Genomic DNA, 17,219 nt, shown 5'->3' with positions numbered 1-17,219 from the left:
TGCCTTGGCGCTTCCCGAGCAGCTGCTGTTGCGTGATCTCCTGCGCCTGCGGGTGATGGACGAGCAGGTCGGCGACCAGGGCTCAGGGGTCAGTGTCTGGATGCATCCCCCCGTGCACCGTGTTTTGGGGTGGATTAGTAAGCCCGCCTCCTTTGGTAACCAGCGTTTGGTTTGGCGCCTCAATCAATTGCGTTCTCTGGCTGAGACCGAGCTGTTTGTGAAGGGCGATCCCAGCGAAACAGATCAGGCCACGGTGGAGCGCCTACCAACCTTGATAGATGCCACCCTCTTGGATCGCCGCCAGGAGGCCATTGGTTTTGTGGCGGATGCGGCCATTGAGCTCAAAACCGGCAGGATTCTCCATTACCTGGTCAGTCGCAGCGATCCCCGAGTGCCTGGGAGCAGCCGTTGGCGGCTCACTCCTGATCGGATTGTCGATCAAAAACCTGGCCAGGTTTTAACACCACTGGAAGGTTTGGACGACTTACCGCTTGCTAAAGCAAGTGTGCGCCAGGAGTTTCTGCGCAGGTCCAGGCGCTGGCGAGATCAGTTCCAGAAGGTTGGGGACCGCTTCGAAGAGCGGGTTGAGGGTTGGCTTGAGGAGCCCCCTTGGCAAAAAGATGGGTGGGATCAACCCCAGGAAAGAAATGGGCCCAGGCGGGGCCCTGTATCAGGTCGCCCAGAAACCGATGAAGACCCCTGGATCTGATACTGGAAGCCTGCTGCTGATCCGTTGTGGTTGCTGCCCGCTTCGATGCGCCGGACTACTCCGTGTCCGATGCGCTCCGTAAGGAGAACCTCAGCCAGTCTGATTACGACGAGATTTGCCGACGTTTGGGCCGATCTCCCAACCGCGCCGAGCTGGGGATGTTTGGGGTGATGTGGTCGGAGCACTGTTGCTACCGCAACTCCAGGCCCCTGCTCCAGGGTTTTCCCACCACGGGGCCCAGGATTCTGGTGGGCCCTGGAGAAAATGCCGGAGTGGTGGATCTGGGTGAGGGACAGCGCCTCGCTTTCAAGATCGAAAGCCATAACCACCCCTCCGCAGTTGAGCCCTTCCAGGGGGCTGCCACCGGTGTGGGCGGGATTCTTCGCGACATCTTCACCATGGGTGCCAGGCCCATTGCCCTGCTGAATGCCCTGCGCTTTGGCCCCCTAGATGAGGAGAGCAATGTGGGCTTGATGGAGGGGGTTGTGGCGGGCATTGCCCACTACGGCAACTGCGTTGGCGTGCCCACGGTTGGTGGAGAGGTGGCATTTGACCCCAGTTATTCCGGTAATCCCCTGGTCAATGCCATGGCCCTTGGGCTGATGGAGACCGAGGAGATCGTCTGCTCCGGCGCCAGGGGTGTGGGCAATCCGGTGGTTTACGTGGGCAGTACCACCGGCCGTGACGGCATGGGTGGTGCCAGCTTTGCCAGTGCGGAGCTCACCGAAGCCTCCCTGGATGATCGCCCTGCGGTGCAGGTGGGAGATCCATTCCTGGAGAAGGGTTTGATTGAGGCCTGTTTAGAGGCCTTCCAGAGCGGCGATGTGCTGGCCGCCCAGGATATGGGAGCTGCGGGTCTTACCTGTAGCTGCTCGGAAATGGCCGCAAAAGGTGGCTTGGGGATCGAGCTTGATCTCGACAAGGTGCCGGCCCGGGAAGCAGGCATGACCCCCTATGAGTTCTTGCTCAGCGAATCCCAGGAGCGGATGCTGTTTGTGGTGAAACCAGGCAAGGAGGAGGCCTTGATGGCCCGTTTCCGCCGCTGGGGTCTCCAGGCGGCCGTGGTGGGTCGGGTGTTGCCCGACAACATTGTGCGGGTGTTGCAAAACGGTGAGGTGGCAGCGGAGGTGCCAGCTAATGCCCTGGCTGACGACACCCCGATCAATCACCACGAATTGATCAGTGAACCCCCAGCGGAAATCCAGGCCCATTGGCGCTGGCATGAATCCCAGCTGCCCCAGGCTTCCTTAGCTGGCATTGCCACCGGCAATCCCCAAACCTGGGGCCAGGTGCTGTTGGCCCTGCTCGACGATCCCACGATCGGCAGTAAGCGGTGGGTTTATCGCCAATACGACCACCAGGTCCAGGCAAACACGGTGGTGCCGCCGGGGGGAGCCGATGCCGCCGTGGTGCGCTTGCGACCCCAGCAGGGGCCCGATGCGATGGCCAAGGCGAACCGCGGCGTGGCCGCTGTGGTCGACTGCCCCAATCGTTGGGTCTACTTAGATCCCGAGAGGGGTGGCATGGCGGCGGTGGCAGAGGCTGCTCGCAACCTCAGTTGTGTGGGGGCAGAGCCCCTGGCCGTAACCGACAACCTCAACTTTCCTTCCCCGGAAACTCCGACCGGTTATTGGCAACTTGCCCTGTCCTGTCGGGGTTTATCGACGGCCTGTACGGTCCTTGATACCCCGGTTACGGGGGGCAATGTCTCCCTCTACAACGAAACCCGCCTCCCCGACGGAAGGATGCAACCGATTCACCCCACTCCGGTGGTGGGAATGGTGGGCTTGGTCCACGATCTGGCCCAAGTAACCGGTTTGGCTTGGCGGGAACCAGGTGATCGGATTTGGCTCTTGGGAGCACCTTTGACCGATGGTTTGGATCCGAGGGTGAGCCTTGCCGGCACCAGCTATCTGGAGGTTGTCCACGGTTTGGTGACAGGTAGGCCCCCGGAGATTGATTTAGTTCTAGAGAGGGACGTTCAGGCCTTCCTACGCCAGGCCATTGCGGCTGATCTGGTTGCCTCTGCCCACGACCTCAGTGATGGGGGTTTGGCGGTCGCTGCAGCTGAGGCTTGCATTGCTTCCGGGTATGGCGCCCACCTGGAGCTGCCTTCCTCCCCAGCTCGCCTGGACCATCTTTTGTTTGGCGAGGGCGGGGCACGCATTTTGGTGAGCATTAAGCCCGCCCAGGCTGCGGCCTGGCAGCAGGCCCTAGATCAATTTGGTGCCGCAGGTAACCAGGTGCCAGCCCAGTGTCTGGGGGAGGTGGAGGCGGGTGATCAATTTTTGATCAGCCAGGCGGGGGTTGATCTGCTGCAACTGCCGGTGGCCGAACTCCGCGAAAGTTTTGAGCAGGCCCTGCCCAGGCGTTTGGGGGCTGATCTGGCGCCCCCGCTTTGATGGGCTCGCTGATGCAGAATGAAATCCCCTATCGGTTTGTCCAGGCGCCTGTGGTTAAAGAGCGTCCCGACAAGCCAGAAGAAGCCTGTGGTGTGTATGCCGTTCTGGCATCCGACCAGCCAGTTGCAAACCTCACCTATTTCGGTCTCTATGCACTCCAGCACCGCGGTCAGGAATCGGCGGGCATAGCTGTTTTTGATGGAGAGCACAAGGTCAGGCTCCATAAAGACATGGGTTTGGTGAGCCAGGTCTTTGACCAGGACATGCTTGAGCGGATGCAGGGTCAATTGGCCATCGGCCATAACCGCTATTCCACAACTGGCAGCAGCAAGGTCTGTAACGCCCAGCCGGTGGTTTTGATGACCCGTCTGGGTCCATTTGCCCTCGCCCACAACGGCAATTTGGTCAATGCTCCCGAATTGCGCCAGAAGCTGGCCGACATTGCCAATGAGCTCACCTCCACCACCGATTCTGAGCTGATTGCTTTTTGTCTTCAAAAGGCAGTCAATGAGGGCAAGGATTGGGATGGGGCTTTGCGCTCAGCTGCTGGCTGCTGTCGGGGTGCTTTTAGCCTAGTGATCGGTACTCCGGTGGGCCTTTTTGCCCTTAGGGATGGCCATGGGATAAGGCCGCTGGTTTTTGGCCATATTGGTGATATTGAAAAGGCCCAGTGGGTTGTAAGTAGTGAAAGCTGTGGTTTAGATATTATCGGCGCCAAATTTGATGGTGATGTGAATCCAGGTGAAATTATCCATTTTAAACCGGGGAATTCCCAGCCCCAGCGCAGTCAATGGACTAGCGAGCCGGTCAAGCTTTGTGTGTTTGAAATGATCTATTTCGCCAGGCCAGACAGCCGTTTCTTTGGCGAATCTCTGTATAGCTATAGGGTGCGTATTGGTGAAACCCTGGCCCGTGAGAATCCCGTAGAAGCAGATATCGTAATTGGCGTTCCTGATTCCGGAATCCCCGCCGCGATTGGCTATTCACAATTCAGCGGCATTCCTTTTGGAGATGGGTTGATAAAAAATCGCTATGTTGGTCGCACATTTATTCAGCCCACCCAGGCGATGCGTGAGGCAGGTATCCGGGTAAAGCTCAATCCTTTGCCGGATGTGCTTTCCGGTAAAAGGGTTGTCGTGATTGATGATTCGATCGTGCGAGGTACCACCAGCAGGAAGCTGGTGGCGGCCCTCCGGGATGCCGGTGCCACCGAAGTGCACATGCGGATCAGTTCGCCGCCCGTAACCCACCCCTGCTTCTACGGAATAGACACGGATACCCAGGATCAGTTGATTGCTGCCCGCCTCACCTTGGCAGAGATAGCTGAGCACTTGGGAGTGGATTCCCTTGCCTATCTAAGTAAATCTGGCATGGTTGATGCAGCAAAGGACAATTCCAGTAATTTCTGCTCTGCTTGCTTCGATGGTGCCTATCCCATTGAAATGGAAGAATCAGTGAGCTCCAGTAAACTGATGTTGGAGCCCGCTGGTATTGCGGCCACTGTTTAAATTCTTAATAGGCTAGATTTCAAGGGCTTAGATTGTTAACTGCTTAGATTGTTAAGAGAGGGACCAACCTTTGTAGGTGTTCTCCAGCCTTAAGCCCCATATTATCGCCGCTGCCTGCGGTGTCTTGCGCCTCGATTTCATCGGGTTTAAGGCGAATGTTTCTGGTTTCACTCACCACTGCGCTGATCAGGCCAAATGAAGCCCCGCAGAGATCAACTAGCTGATCACCGCGCTGTTCAAATCTCATCCCGATTTGTCCTAGATCTCCCCTCTGGCAGATGCGGCAATCGTCCAATTTGAGCCGTTTTATTTGGCCATAGCTGGTGGCCAGCACCAGGCTGCTAAGGGAGTTTTCGCTGGATTTGCCAACGCAGGCTGCCCCAACCACCGCTTCTCCCGGCAGCAGACGCATAAGCGTTGGGCCCTGGGCAGCCCTACCCATTAGGGGCAGATTCCCTTCATTTACCTCCAGGCGCAGCATCCTGCCGGTGCTGCTTGCCACCACTAAATCGCTGTTTTCTCGGCAGACCACCGCCCGCTGTAGACACACCCCCTCCTTCAGCTTGAGCACCGTGGCAGCCCTGCCGGAGAGCTCCTGAAAATCTTCAAGCGACAGCCTTTTGAAGCGGCCGTCGCTACTCAATAAACCAATGCTGCTAGTGGTTTCAGTGGGGAGTGGAACCACCTGCACGACCCTTTCACCCTCCATGCTGTCTGGTAAAAATTTCTCTAGGGAGCCATTCAGTTGGCCGGCAAATTCCCACCTCAAAAGGGCAACTCGGCCGCTTTCGCTGAAGGCCAACAACAGCGGTTGCTGGGCTATGGGATAGATCAGCTGGGCTGGTGAGGGGTTGTCGCCTAACGGACTCACCTCTTCGAGGTGCATTCGCCCCAGCATTTGGGGGCTAACAATCTTGACCGCCCCGTCGGCTTGGATTAGTAGGCGGCTTTCACTGGCCAATGCGGCAAAGGCCTGCTGCCGTTGCAGTTCGGCATTGGGGCGAACCGCGGCTGCTCGCTGGGCGACCAATTCATCTCCACCTTCCACCAGGCGGGTGCGCCGGGGCGTGGAAAAGCGTTTTTTTAGGGCTTTCAGCTCGTTCACCAGGGTGTCTAGCAGGACCTCCCGGTTATCGAGCAGATGGCGCAGTTCCTTGCGCTTAAGTCCCAGTTCTTCCGCCTCCTTGCGCAGGCTTTCTTGCTCAAGGCCGGTGAGCCTGCGCAGGGGCATCGCCAAAACCGCATCGGCCTGGCGTTCGCTTAGATCCAGGTGCACCTGCAGGCTTGCCTTGGCGCTTGCCGCATCGGCGGCGGCGGTGATCATTTCAATTACCTGTTTCAGGGCCCGGAGGGCCTTCAGCAGCCCCTCCACCACCTCAAGCCTGTCCTCACAGCGCTTTAGGGCATGGCGGGTGCGGCGCAGGATTGTCAGTTCCCGGTATTCGAGGAAGTGTTGGAGCATGCGGCGCAGGCTCAGCTGCACCGGTTGGCCGTTAACCAGGGCCAGCAGAATTGCTCCGAAATTGCTCTGGAGGGCAGTGCGCCGTTGCAGATCGGCCAGCACCGCTTCCGGACTTGCATCCCGACGCAACTCCACCACCACCCTCATGCCGTCGCGATCGCTTTCATCGCGAATGTCTGAGATGCCGCCGATCTTGCCCTCATTGACCTGGTCGGCCAATTTCTCAATCCAGCCAGCCTTGCTGAGCTGGTAGGGCAGTTCAGTGATCACCACCGCAGAGCGTTTGTGGCGCCCCTTGCCCATTTGGATTTCTTCAATGTGGGCAACACCTCGCATGGGAATGCTGCCCCTGCCGCCCAGGTAGGTCTCGCGCAGGCCGCTGCCAATAAGCACCTCACCACCGGTGGGAAAGTCGGGTCCGGGCACCAGTTCCAGCAGCTTTTCATCGCTTAGGTCCGGTTTGCGGATTAGGGCAATCAGGGCATCCACCACTTCGCCGAGGTTGTGGGGCGGAATGCTGGTGGCCATGCCCACGGCGATTCCGGTGCAGCCATTCAGCAGCAGGAATGGCAGCTGGGCCGGCAGCACCGTGGGTTCCTGTTGGGAGCTGTCGAAGTTGGGGGCGAAATCAACCGTGTCGCTGCTGATTTCATCGAGCATCCCCTCGTTGGCGATCGGGGCCAGCCGGGTTTCGGTGTATCGCATGGCGGCCGGGGGGTCGTCATCGACCGAGCCGAAGTTGCCGTGGCCATCCAGCAGGGGATGGCGGCTGGCGAAGGTCTGTACCAGCCGTACAAGGGCGTCATAGACGGCCTGGTCGCCGTGGGGGTGATATTTGCCAAGCACGTCGCCCACCACCCGGGCGCACTTGCGGTAGGGGCGATCTGGGGTCAGGCCCAGCTCATGCATCGCAAACAGGATCCGCCTCTGTACGGGCTTGAGGCCATCGCGTACATCGGGCAGGGCCCGACCCACGATCACGCTCATCGCGTATTCGAGGTACGAGCGCTGCATCTCCTGATGCAGGGCTATCGGTTGGATCCGTTCTTCGGCCATCCGATGCTGCTGGGAGAAGGCTGAATTTTGGGCTCAGCCTACAGATGGTGCCTAGACCCTGGAATTCCTACTCCTCTTCGTTGCCATCGGGGTTGGCATTGGCCAGGGCCCTTTCCACCGCTGCCTTAAGCCCACTTTGCTGAAGTAATTCCTGGGTTATAAGGCGCAGTTTTGGTCCCCAGAGCTGGTCTTTTTGGTAGCTATCCAGCACGTAGTTGGGGTCAGCTGCCAGGGCCTTGTTGGCTAGGGCCAAGGCCTCCTGATATTTGCTGTCCTGGCGTCCTGCTGCTTCGCTGAAAAGGCCCGTGGCCAAGGCCAGGTTTGTCTCGGCTGCGTCCGGTTTCAGGCTGAGCACCTGGCGCCAGCGACCAAGGGCCTCCTTGGTTTTACCCATGTCGAACAGCACCAATCCCTGGTTGTTGATCGCTTCCCAGAAATCACGGCGCAGTTTGGCGGCCTGTTCAAAGGCCTTTAGGGCAGGGACTGGTTGGGCCAGCTGGATGTGGGCATTGCCGATGTCGAAATAGGCACCGGCGTTGTTGGAATCCAGCTTGAGGCCCTGGCCCAGAAGCTCTATGGCAGCTTCCGGCTTACCTTCCCGCAGGGCGAGGGAGCCCTGGGCAAACCAGATGCCCGGATTGCGCGGATCCAATTCCTTTGCCCGAGCCAGGGAAGTTCCCGCTTCCTTGAGCTGTTTGCTGCGTAGTTGGGCTTCTGCAAGCAGCAGCCAGCCCCTTGGGTCATCGGGCAAAAGCTGCACGGTGAGGGCGGCCAATTGGGCGGCTTCCGCCGCCTGGCCTAGGCGCAGTAGGCGTGATGCGGCTTGGGCTATACCCAGACCAGCCCCTTCCAACTCAACCCTTTGGGGGATGTAGACGTAGGGCACCAGGTTTGCCCTCGCAGCCGGCAGGTTTCCCAGGGAGAGCCCCAACATCAGGGGTGCTGCCACTCCAGCTCGGAGCCAGCGGGGGGCCATGGGGCAAGAAATAGGGGTAACCCACCCTAGGGAGGTAGTTGCTGGGCAAGGGATTTTTCGGCGGCCTGGATATTGCGGCGCCACATCCAGGGTTTGATCCGCCTCAAGGCCGAGGCCCGGAGCTTGCCATCCCAGGTTTGATCGCTCCATTCCAGGGCTTCTGTGGCCTGGAGATTGAGCAGCCATGGCCGGGGCTGTAGATCCGGATCGGTGCTGCTTTCCAGCTCCCGCTGATTCCAGGGGCAGACGTCCTGGCAGATATCGCAACCTGCCACCCACGTCCCCATGCCCTTTTCGATGGCCGCTGGCAGCTCCGCATCCCGGTTTTCGATGGTGTGGAAGGCGATGCAGCGGCGGCTATCCACCACGAAGGGCTCGCGAATTGCCCCGGTTGGGCAGGCTTCGATACAGGCGGTGCATCTACCGCAGAGTGGTTGGCCAGGGCCATCGGCTGGCAATTCCAAATCGGTGAGCAGGTGGCCGATCAATAGCCAGGAGCCCTGGTCGCGGTTTATCAGGTTGCCGTGTTTGCCAATCCAGCCGAGGCCTGCCTCCTCAGCCCAGGCCTTATCCATCAAGGGAGCGCTGTCGACGCAGGCCCGCCAACCCACCCCTGGCACCTGCTGCTCGAGCCAACGGCCAAGCTGCCGCAAGCGGCGATCAATGGTGCGGTGGTAATCGCGGCCCCAGCCGTAGCGCGCCACGGCCAGGGAACCCTCGGCGCGCTCGGTTTTCACGTAGTAGTTCAGGCCCACCGCCAGCAGGCTGCGCACCCCGGGAAGCAATTTTTCTATGGCCCGTCGTTTTGGGTCTGCCATCCAGCCCATGTCGGCCTGGTATCCCGCCGCCAGCCACCGTTGGAGGGCGGCAGTTCTCAGGGCGATCCTCTCCCCCCCTGGCACGGCCGCCAGACCGACCGGGTTGAAGCCCAGGGAGCGGGCCTGCTCCTTGAGCTGGAGGGCTAGGGCTAACACCCGTAAAGTTGCGCCACCCCCATAGTTTGCTGCGTAAACCCCGTGAGCACCGCGTCAATTACCCGTTTCGGCCACCTGCTTCGTTGGGTGGGCATCACCTTGGTGGTGCTGCTGGCGCTGCAAATGCTGGTGCTGTTGGCCTCCTGGAACTGGGCTTTGGAGCCCTTTCGCCAATTATTTGTAGATCGTCTGGTGGGCGAATCCCCGATGGCCCTGCTGGGCCTGGTGCTGATGCTCTACGGCTCCAGGCTTGATCAACCGGGCCCCGACCGCACCCCCATCCGCTGGGTGGTGGGCCTGGTAAGCATCGTGCTCGCCATCACGATGGTGGTGGCGGTGCCCGTGTCGATCGGCTCTGAAAAGGCCACGGGTGAACAGGTGGCCCAGGCCGATGGCGCCCTAGCGATGCAGACGCTGCAACTGGAGCGGGAGAAGCAGCAATTGGCCGATCCCAAGGCGGTGGACCAGGTGATTGCCCAGGCGGAGAAGGCCGGTCAAATTCCAGCCACGATGTCGGAGCAGGAAAAGCAGCTCAAGGCACGTCAATTCATTGATACCCAGCTCAAGCCCCAGCTCGAGAAGCAGGAACAGCAACTGGGTCAGGCCAAGTTGGGCAGGGATTTGGCGGTGCAGCAGAGGCGTTTTGGTGGCACCTGGCGCGCGGCAGTTTTGGCCATTGCCTTTGGGGTGTTGGCCCTGGTGGCCCTGATCTGAGACGTGCCTCGCTAGGTTGCCCCCAGATAGCTGAATACCGGATTTCCGGATTGTTCCTTGGTTCAGTCCAATCCCAAATCTGACCAGCCGCTGGCCAATCGGTTTCAGCAGGACCTCAAGAACGACCTGATTGCAGGTCTGTTGGTGGTGATTCCGCTGGCCACCACCATTTGGCTGGCCACCACGGTCAGCCGTTTTGTGCTGGCTTTTCTCACCTCGATTCCCAAACAGTTCAACCCCTTCAACACCCTTAATCCGCTGTTGCTGGAGCTGATCAACCTGGGCGTGGGCCTCCTGGTTCCCCTGCTCGGGATCCTGCTGATTGGCTTGATGGCCCGCAACATCGTCGGCCGTTGGTTGCTCGAGTTTGGGGAGGGCACCCTGCTGCGGATTCCCGTGGCTGGTTCGGTTTACAAAACCCTCAAGCAGCTGCTTGAGACCTTTCTCCAGGGCAGCTCAAGCAAGTTTCGCCGGGTTGTGTTGGTGGAATATCCCAGGGAGGGTCTATTTGCCCTGGGTTTTGTCACAGGTGTGCTGGGATCAGCCATGCAGGCTGGATTTACCGAACCGATGCTCAGCGTGTTCATTCCCACCGCCCCAAACCCAACCACCGGCTGGTACACCGTTGTGCCAGAGCGCTCCGTTAAGGATCTTGATCTCTCCGTGGAAGATGCCTTCCGCACGATCATTTCCGCGGGCATCGTTAACCCCGATGAGCGTGAAGCCCCCAATCGCAGCTTTTCCAGCTTGCTGGCCCAGCTGCGTGCCCCCCAGATGTCCTGATGCAGAGCCGCACCCTTTCCCGTGAACTGGCCCTGCTGATGTTGGGCCAGACCAGCGACCGGGGTCCGGGCCCGAAGAGCTTGGCCGATGGGGCCATGGATGTCCTGTTGCAACAGGCCCTATCCACCCTTCAGCAGCATGTGCGCGAGGCCTTGGACCTATCGGCCGAAAATCTGCAAACGGCTCAGCAGCAACTGCTCGACAGTGAGTTGCAGGAGCAGGGTGACCAGCAATTGCCGCGGGTTCGAAAGCACCTCCAAGCCGGCCTGGAATCGGCCGAGCAGGCCCTTAATCGCCTCTCAGCCAGCCTGGAATTGCCCCGTCTGTTGCTCTTGGCCGATCAGGAGAGCGTGCGGATGGGGGCCATTCAGCGGGCCCGGGCGGTTTTGGCCCAAAGGGAAACCATCGACGTTGAATTGGATGGGGTGATGGAGGGATGGCGTTTGGGTCGTTTGCCCAGGATTGATCGCGACATCCTGCGCCTGGCCGTAGTCGATTTGGGCCAGTTCGCCACTCCGGCGGCCGTGGCCTGCAATGAGGCGGTGGAGTTGGCCAACCGCTACAGCGATGAGCAGGGCCGGCGCATGATCAATGGGGTGCTGCGCCGTTACACCGCCGCCAAGGCGGCTGGCCATATCCCCAGCCAGGTTCTGACAAGCGGGGAGGCCTGATTTAGCCATGGTTTACGACTGGTTTAACCGCACTGGCGAAGGGGGCCAGGCTCCCCAGGAAGAGACCCCCGCCGCCGAACAGGCGGCCCCCGTAGACCCCAATGCTGAGGCCCTGGAGTGGGCGAAGCAGGCCTATGCGCGTCTAAAGGCCCAGCAGCAGGCGGCCAAGGAGGAAGCTGCCCAAAAGGAAGTTGCCAAAGAACAGGAAGCACCCCAGCCCGAGCCAGTTCAAGAGCAAGTAGTCCATGCGGAACCTGCACAACAACAGCCATTAGCGGACCCCCACACAGCAGCCCCCCCAACAACAGCCCCCGAAACCCCCGCTCCAGTGCAGGGTCTTTCGCTGCTGGAGCAGGCCGCAGCTGAGCGGGTCCAGCGCCAACAGAGCATCGCCGCCCCTGCAGAAGTTGTCGCTCCGGCAGAAGTTGGCGCCCTAGCTGATGCTTCTGGGCCGGCGCGGGCCAGCGCCGAGCCCCAGTTGGGGGAATTTGACGAGACCTTCACCTGGTCGGCCGAGGTGCTCGCAGCCCAGGGCAAGCGGGTTGATCAGATTTCCCTAGAGGAGATCGATTGGCTGTCTCGCCTGCGCCAGGGGTTGGAGAAAACCCGCCAGGGTTTTGTCACCCAGTTGCTCGACAACCTCGGTGACGATCCCCTCACCCCTGAAATCCTTGACGACCTAGAAGGGGCCCTATTGCGGGCCGATGTGGGGGTTCAGGCCACCGACCGGGTGCTCGATGCCCTACGCAAGCGTCTTAACGAGGAGGTGGTGGATCCCACGGAGGGGATTCGCTTCCTCAAGGACCAGCTGCGGCAGGTGCTGCAGGGCCCGATTAAGGAGAGCGGCCAAGACCTTTTGGCCCCCCAGCGGGATCGCCTCAATGTTTGGCTGATGGTGGGGGTGAACGGGGTAGGTAAAACCACCACCCTGGGCAAGTTGGCCAACCTGGCAGTGCGCAGTGGCTACAGCTGCCTGATTGCGGCTGCGGATACTTTTCGGGCCGCGGCCGTCCAACAGGTGCAGGTTTGGGGTGATCGCAGCGACGTGCCGGTGATTGCCAACACCACTGCTAATGCCGATCCAGCGGCGGTCGTTTTTGATGCAATTGGGGCTGCCAAGGCCAAGGGCACCGAGCTGGTGCTTGTCGATACGGCTGGGCGCCTGCAGACCAAGCACAACCTGATGGAGGAGCTGGCCAAGGTGCGCCGGATCGTCGACAAATTGGCGCCGGAGGCGGCCGTGGAGTCGTTGTTGGTGCTTGATGCCAGCCAGGGTCAAAACGGCCTGAGGCAGGCCATGGCCTTTGCCAAGGCCGCTGGTTTGACCGGGGTTGTGATCACCAAGCTCGATGGCAGTGCCCGCGGGGGTGTGGCCCTGGCGGTGGCCTCCGAGGCGGGTCTGCCGATTCGTTTTGTGGGCGCGGGAGAGGGGATTCGCGATCTGCGACCGTTCAACAGTTTTGAGTTTGTGGAAGCGCTCCTGGCCAGTTAGGTCGCTATCTTTCGGGTCTCTTGAGGCCGTTTGGTGAGCACCATGCCGCCCAATGGCTCCGTTTTCTCGGCTTCGGCGTCTTTACGCCAGTTGCTCGACAGCCTCAGCCAGGAGCAACGCCACAACCAGGAGCTGCTGGCCTCCCTGGCATTTGCCCTGCGCAGTTTCACCAACCTCAGCCGCTTTCTCGAGTTGGTGCCCCTGCTCACCAGCCGGCTGGTGAATGCCGAGGGTGCGATTTTGCTGGTCTTCCATGACGACGGACGCCTCTGGCACGACCAGCTACAGGCCACCCCAGCTGATCGTTGCGCCGAGCTGTTGCGCCAGCTTGCCGCCTTACCTGATGCTGATTTAGCTGCCTGCAGCGATCACCAATCGCTGGTGGCCCTGCTCGATGGATTGGTGGGGCGACTTTTGGGGGAGGTCGAGGTGGTCGCCACTTCCGTGGTGGCCCGCAACCGCCAGCGCGGACGTTTGTACGTTTTTGGCAACTCCCACGGTTTGCCCTGGAGTGGGATTCATCGCCGCCATCTCCAGTTGGTCGCCGATCTCACCGGGGTGGCCCTGGAAAGTGAGAGCCTCCTGCAGGCGAAGCAGCGCCACGAGCGGCTAGATCGCCAAATGAGCATTGGCGCAGAGATTCAAGCCCAGCTCCTGCCGGACCGTTGCCCGGTGATTGAGGGGGTTGATCTAGCTGCCCGATGTCGCTCGGCCTTTGCCGTTGGCGGCGACTATTACGACTTCATTCCCACCAGGCCCCAGCTGACGGGGCGCCGGCGGCAGGCCAGCCGCTGGGCCCTGGTGATGGGGGATGTGATGGGTAAGGGGGTGCCCGCTGGTCTGTTGATGACCCTGTTGCGCGGCATGTTGCGGGCAGAGGTTTTAAGCGGCCATCGCCCGGATCGGATTCTCCACGATCTCAACCAGCTGGCCCAGGAGGACCTGGACCATTCCCACCGCTTTGTGACCCTCTTCTATTCCGATTTCGATCCCCGCACCCGTCTGCTGCGCTATGCGAATGCGGCCCACAACCCCCCCCTGCTCTGGCGCCAAGCCCGCCGGCGGATCGAGCGCCTCGATGCACCGGGGTTATTAATTGGTCTCCAGCTGGATGTGAATTACGGATTAGGGCAGATCGTGCTGGAGCCAGGCGATGTGCTGCTCTATTACACAGATGGGGTTACGGAGGCCACGGGCCTAAACGGCGAACGCTTTGCTGAGCAACGCCTGCTAGCCCATCTCCAGACTGTCTGCGCATCGGGTCTGGGGGCCCAGGGCATCCTCGATGAGCTCTTTGCCCGTCTCGATCGCTTTGTGGGGGCGGATCACCAGCTCGAAGATGACGCCTCGATGGTGGTGCTGAAGGTGGACGGGGGCATCCCTTGACCTCCCTGCCAAGCTGAGGGCTCGCTTCCAGCCAGCAGCGCCCAATGGCCGCCGAGCCCAATTCCGCTTCTTCGATTCCGGCCAGCACCTGGAGTGATCGCTTTGAGGAGGGCCTCAACCCCGCCATTGAGCGCTTTAACGCTTCGATCGGCTTCGACATCGCCCTGCTCCAGCAGGACCTCGATGGATCCGTGGCCCATGCCCGCATGTTGGGCTCCTGTGGGGTGATTTCCGAGCAGGAGGCTTCCCAGTTGATTGGGGGCCTGGAGACGGTGCGCTCCGAGGCGGCGGCCGGCCAGTTCAACCCTGGCCTGGAGGCGGAAGACGTGCATTTTGCCGTTGAGCACCGCCTCATTGAATTGCTCGGACCCCTGGGCAAAAAACTGCATACCGGTCGCTCCCGCAACGACCAGGTGGGCACCGATGTGCGGCTCTGGTTGCGCGGCCAGATCGATGCCATCGATGCTGCCCTGATTCGCTACGAAAGGGCCCTCTTGAGCCAGGCGGAAACCCACCGCAGCACCTTGATCCCTGGCTATACCCACCTGCAGCGGGCCCAGCCTGTCTGCCTGGCCCACCATCTGCTGGCCTACATCGAGATGGCCGAGCGGGATCGCTCTCGTCTGGCCGATGTGCGCGGCAGGGTCAATATCTGTCCCCTGGGGGCGGCGGCCCTGGCCGGAACACCCGTGCCGATTGATCGCAGGCAAACGGCCAGCGAATTGGGCTTCGCCGAGATCTATGCCAACAGCCTGGATGCCGTAAGCGATCGCGATTTCGCCGTGGAATTCATGGCGGCGGCGAGTTTGGTGTTGGTGCACCTCAGCCGTCTAAGTGAGGAGGTGATTCTCTGGGCCAGTGAGGAATTTGGCTTTATCGGCCTGACCGACCGCTGTGCCACCGGCAGCAGCCTGATGCCCCAGAAAAAGAACCCAGATGTGCCCGAATTGGTGCGCGGCAAGAGTGGCCGGGTGTTTGGTCATCTGGTGGGCCTGCTCACCATGATTAAGGGCCTACCCCTTGCCTACAACAAGGATTTCCAGGAAGACAAGGAGGCCCTTTTCGACGGCGTGCGCACCTGCCTGGATTGCCTAGAAGCGATGGCGATTTTGTTTGAGGAGGGCCTCGAGTTTCGCCCCCAACGCCTGGAGGCAGCAGTGGCTGCCGACTTCTCCAATGCCACTGATGTGGCCGATTATTTGGTGGCCAAGGGGGTGCCCTTTCGGGAGGCCTACCAACTGGTGGGTGGCCTGGTGAAAAGTTCCTTGGCGGAGGGGCTCCTGCTCAAGGACCTTCGCCTCGATCGCTGGAAAGAGCTTCATCCCTCCTTTGAAGCCGACATTTATGCGGCCATTGCCCCCCGCCAGGTTGTGGCGGCCCGCCGCAGTGAGGGTGGTACTGGCTTCGAGCAGGTGGATCAACAGCTGCAACGAATGCGCAGCCGCTTGGCTTGCTAGGCCAGGCCAGATGTAATTGGGCGATTTAGGCTTGCTTGGTTAGAGGCCCTTGGGCCCACATTTCAGCGGCCCCGGGGCCGACCTTGGTTCGTGAGCATTTTTGTTGGCAATCTCCCCTTCCGCGCAGAGCAGGAAGACGTGGCTGAGTTGTTTGCACCTTTTGGTGAAGTTACGAATTGCGCCCTGCCCCTGGAGCGCGATACCGGGCGCAAGCGCGGTTTTGCCTTTGTGGAAATGGTCGATGACGCCGCCGAACTGAAGGCAATTGATGCCCTTCAGGGTGTGGAATTGATGGGTCGCCCCCTGCGGATCAACAAGGCGGAACCCCGCAGTGCTGGCGGTGGCGGCGGTGGTGGTCCCCGCCGCAACGAGGGCGGCTACGGCGGCGGCGGGTACGGCCACGGCGGGGGGGGGGATGGGGGGGGGGGTGGATCAGCCCCTGAACGGGGATCGGCCCCTGAGCGGGGATCGGGCGCCAAGGGATGGGAGGACCGCAGCTATGGCAGTGGAGCGCCTGCTGGAGACAGCTTTGATGCGGGCCGCACCCGTCGCCGCCGTAGCGGCAGCAGCGAGGCCTGACGGCTAGCCCAGGGTTTGGGCCTAGTAACCCCGCTCTTCCAGGGCCCGGGCAGCCTGGTCCATCACCTCCGTGCCGGCGTCTTTTTGGCCAGCGGCCACACCGAGCTGGTGTCGCCAGGCCCGGGCGCCGTTTACCCCTTCCACCACATGAACCAAATGGCGGGCGATGGGCCAAAGCCGATTGCCCCGCTGGAGCCAACCCTCGGCATAGGGAATCAGACCACGCACCACCGTTGAGGCTTTGATCGGCCCAGCTTGAATGACGCCAAAAATATCCCGATCGACCCCAGCCCAGCGCAGGGGGTGGTCGTACACGGCCCTGCCCACCATCGCCCCATCCACCAGGGTCAGTTGTTCCTGGCAGGCAGCCAGGGTCTGGAGCCCCCCATTGATTTCGATCCTGAGGTCAGGCCGATCGATCTTTAGTTGGTGCACCAACTCGTAGCGCAGGGGAGGGATCGTGCGGTTTTGCTTGGGATCGAGGCCCTCCAGCCAGGCCTTGCGGGCGTGCACGCTGAAGCGGCTTGCTCCGGCGGCGGCCACCGTGTCCACAAATTGGATCAACTCCCCATAGGAATCGCGCTCGTCGATGCCGATGCGGTGTTTCACCGTTACGGGCAGGGCACTGGCGGCGGCCATGGCGGCAATGCAGCGGGCCACCTGGTCGGGTTCGGCCATCAGGCAGGCCCCAAACCTGCCTTTCTGCACCTTTTCGCTGGGGCAGCCCACGTTGAGATTGACCTCGTCGTAGCCCCAATCGGCCGCTAGGGCTGCAGCCTCCGCCAGCAGGACCGGATCGTCACCACCCACCTGGAGGGCCAGTGGGTGTTCGCTCGGATCAAAGCCGATCAGGCGCTCCAGGCGGCCACCGGGCTGGCTGGCCTCCGGCAGTTTGCGGGCATGGTGCAGGGCCTGGGCCACCACCATTTCGGTGTAGAGCAGGCTGCGCTTGGTTATTTGGCGCATCAACACCCGGAAGTGCCGATCCGTGTAGTCCATCATTGGAGCCACACTGAAGCGATAGCTACTCCCGTCGACGTGCTCCATTCC

Annotated in this window: 14 protein-coding genes; 10 read left to right on the top strand and 4 right to left on the bottom strand. The window is 61.0% G+C overall.

Translation table 11 applies throughout. The features are described from left to right. Positions 1–4 precede the first annotated feature (4 nt). From KBY58_RS01565 to purF, 3 genes are read left to right on the top strand one after another with little or no spacing between them, the layout of a single operon-like run. The gene (locus KBY58_RS01565) at positions 5–709 is read left to right on the top strand and encodes an RNA methyltransferase (RefSeq protein ID WP_255002490.1); all 705 of its coding nucleotides are present in this window, start codon (positions 5–7) and stop codon (positions 707–709) included. A 26-nt stretch (positions 710–735) separates the two neighbouring features. Beyond that, a complete protein-coding gene (gene purL / locus KBY58_RS01560) occupies positions 736–3,111 on the top strand; it encodes a phosphoribosylformylglycinamidine synthase subunit PurL (RefSeq protein WP_255002488.1) in 2,376 nt (791 codons plus the stop codon). Between the two features lie 11 nt (positions 3,112–3,122). Next, positions 3,123–4,619 carry an amidophosphoribosyltransferase gene (gene purF / locus KBY58_RS01555; RefSeq protein WP_255002487.1) on the top strand — a complete coding sequence of 499 codons (1,497 nt, stop codon included), beginning with the start codon at positions 3,123–3,125 and terminating at the stop codon, positions 4,617–4,619. Positions 4,620–4,662: 43 nt separating this feature from the next. Here purF and KBY58_RS01550 read toward each other — a convergent pair whose 3' ends face one another. The 3 genes from KBY58_RS01550 to queG all read right to left on the bottom strand — a co-directional run bounded on the left by KBY58_RS01550 (position 4,663) and on the right by queG (position 9,087). Continuing rightward, on the bottom strand, positions 4,663–7,137 hold the full coding sequence (locus KBY58_RS01550; RefSeq protein ID WP_255002485.1) for a DNA topoisomerase (ATP-hydrolyzing) subunit A: 2,475 nt from the start codon (positions 7,135–7,137) through the stop codon (positions 4,663–4,665). A gap of 67 nt (positions 7,138–7,204) precedes the next feature. Next, positions 7,205–8,113, bottom strand: a complete 909-nt coding sequence (locus tag KBY58_RS01545; protein WP_255002482.1) for a tetratricopeptide repeat protein — start codon at positions 8,111–8,113, stop codon at positions 7,205–7,207. A gap of 26 nt (positions 8,114–8,139) precedes the next feature. After that, complete coding sequence (queG, locus tag KBY58_RS01540) at positions 8,140–9,087, bottom strand: tRNA epoxyqueuosine(34) reductase QueG (protein WP_255002480.1); 948 nt, start codon at positions 9,085–9,087, stop codon at positions 8,140–8,142. Positions 9,088–9,129: 42 nt separating this feature from the next. On the opposite strand from queG, the gene KBY58_RS01535 reads away from it, so the two are divergent. The 7 genes from KBY58_RS01535 (at position 9,130) to KBY58_RS01505 (ending at position 16,169) form a co-directional block, all read left to right on the top strand. After that, on the top strand, positions 9,130–9,801 hold the full coding sequence (locus KBY58_RS01535) for an HpsJ family protein (protein ID WP_255002479.1): 672 nt from the start codon (positions 9,130–9,132) through the stop codon (positions 9,799–9,801). Positions 9,802–9,858: 57 nt separating this feature from the next. Beyond that, positions 9,859–10,584 carry a DUF502 domain-containing protein gene (locus tag KBY58_RS01530; protein ID WP_255002477.1) on the top strand — a complete coding sequence of 242 codons (726 nt, stop codon included), beginning with the start codon at positions 9,859–9,861 and terminating at the stop codon, positions 10,582–10,584. Beyond that, entirely contained in the window at positions 10,584–11,255 is a 672-nt protein-coding gene (gene nusB, locus KBY58_RS01525) for a transcription antitermination factor NusB (RefSeq protein WP_255002476.1), read from the top strand. The genes KBY58_RS01530 and nusB overlap by 1 nt, the downstream gene beginning before the upstream one ends. 7 nt (positions 11,256–11,262) lie before the next feature. Beyond that, entirely contained in the window at positions 11,263–12,747 is a 1,485-nt protein-coding gene (gene ftsY / locus KBY58_RS01520; protein WP_255002473.1) for a signal recognition particle-docking protein FtsY, read from the top strand. A gap of 42 nt (positions 12,748–12,789) precedes the next feature. Next, entirely contained in the window at positions 12,790–14,133 is a 1,344-nt protein-coding gene (locus KBY58_RS01515) for a PP2C family protein-serine/threonine phosphatase (protein ID WP_255002536.1), read from the top strand. Positions 14,134–14,177: 44 nt separating this feature from the next. After that, positions 14,178–15,590: an argininosuccinate lyase gene (gene argH, locus KBY58_RS01510; protein WP_255002471.1), complete on the top strand. Its 1,413-nt coding sequence runs from the start codon at positions 14,178–14,180 to the stop codon at positions 15,588–15,590. A 90-nt stretch (positions 15,591–15,680) separates the two neighbouring features. Next, positions 15,681–16,169, top strand: a complete 489-nt coding sequence (locus KBY58_RS01505; protein ID WP_255002470.1) for an RNA recognition motif domain-containing protein — start codon at positions 15,681–15,683, stop codon at positions 16,167–16,169. 21 nt (positions 16,170–16,190) lie between these two features. On the opposite strand, the gene dusA is transcribed toward KBY58_RS01505, so the two are convergent. Beyond that, the gene (gene dusA / locus KBY58_RS01500) at positions 16,191–17,216 is read right to left on the bottom strand and encodes a tRNA dihydrouridine(20/20a) synthase DusA (RefSeq protein WP_255002468.1); all 1,026 of its coding nucleotides are present in this window, start codon (positions 17,214–17,216) and stop codon (positions 16,191–16,193) included. Positions 17,217–17,219 lie beyond the last annotated feature (3 nt).

It is taken from the genome of Cyanobium sp. HWJ4-Hawea (genome assembly GCF_024345815.1).
Classification (GTDB): Bacteria; Cyanobacteriota; Cyanobacteriia; order PCC-6307; family Cyanobiaceae; genus Cyanobium_A.
The sequence above is the reverse complement of the archived record's forward strand: the minus strand, read 5'-3'. Positions and strand labels throughout refer to the sequence as shown.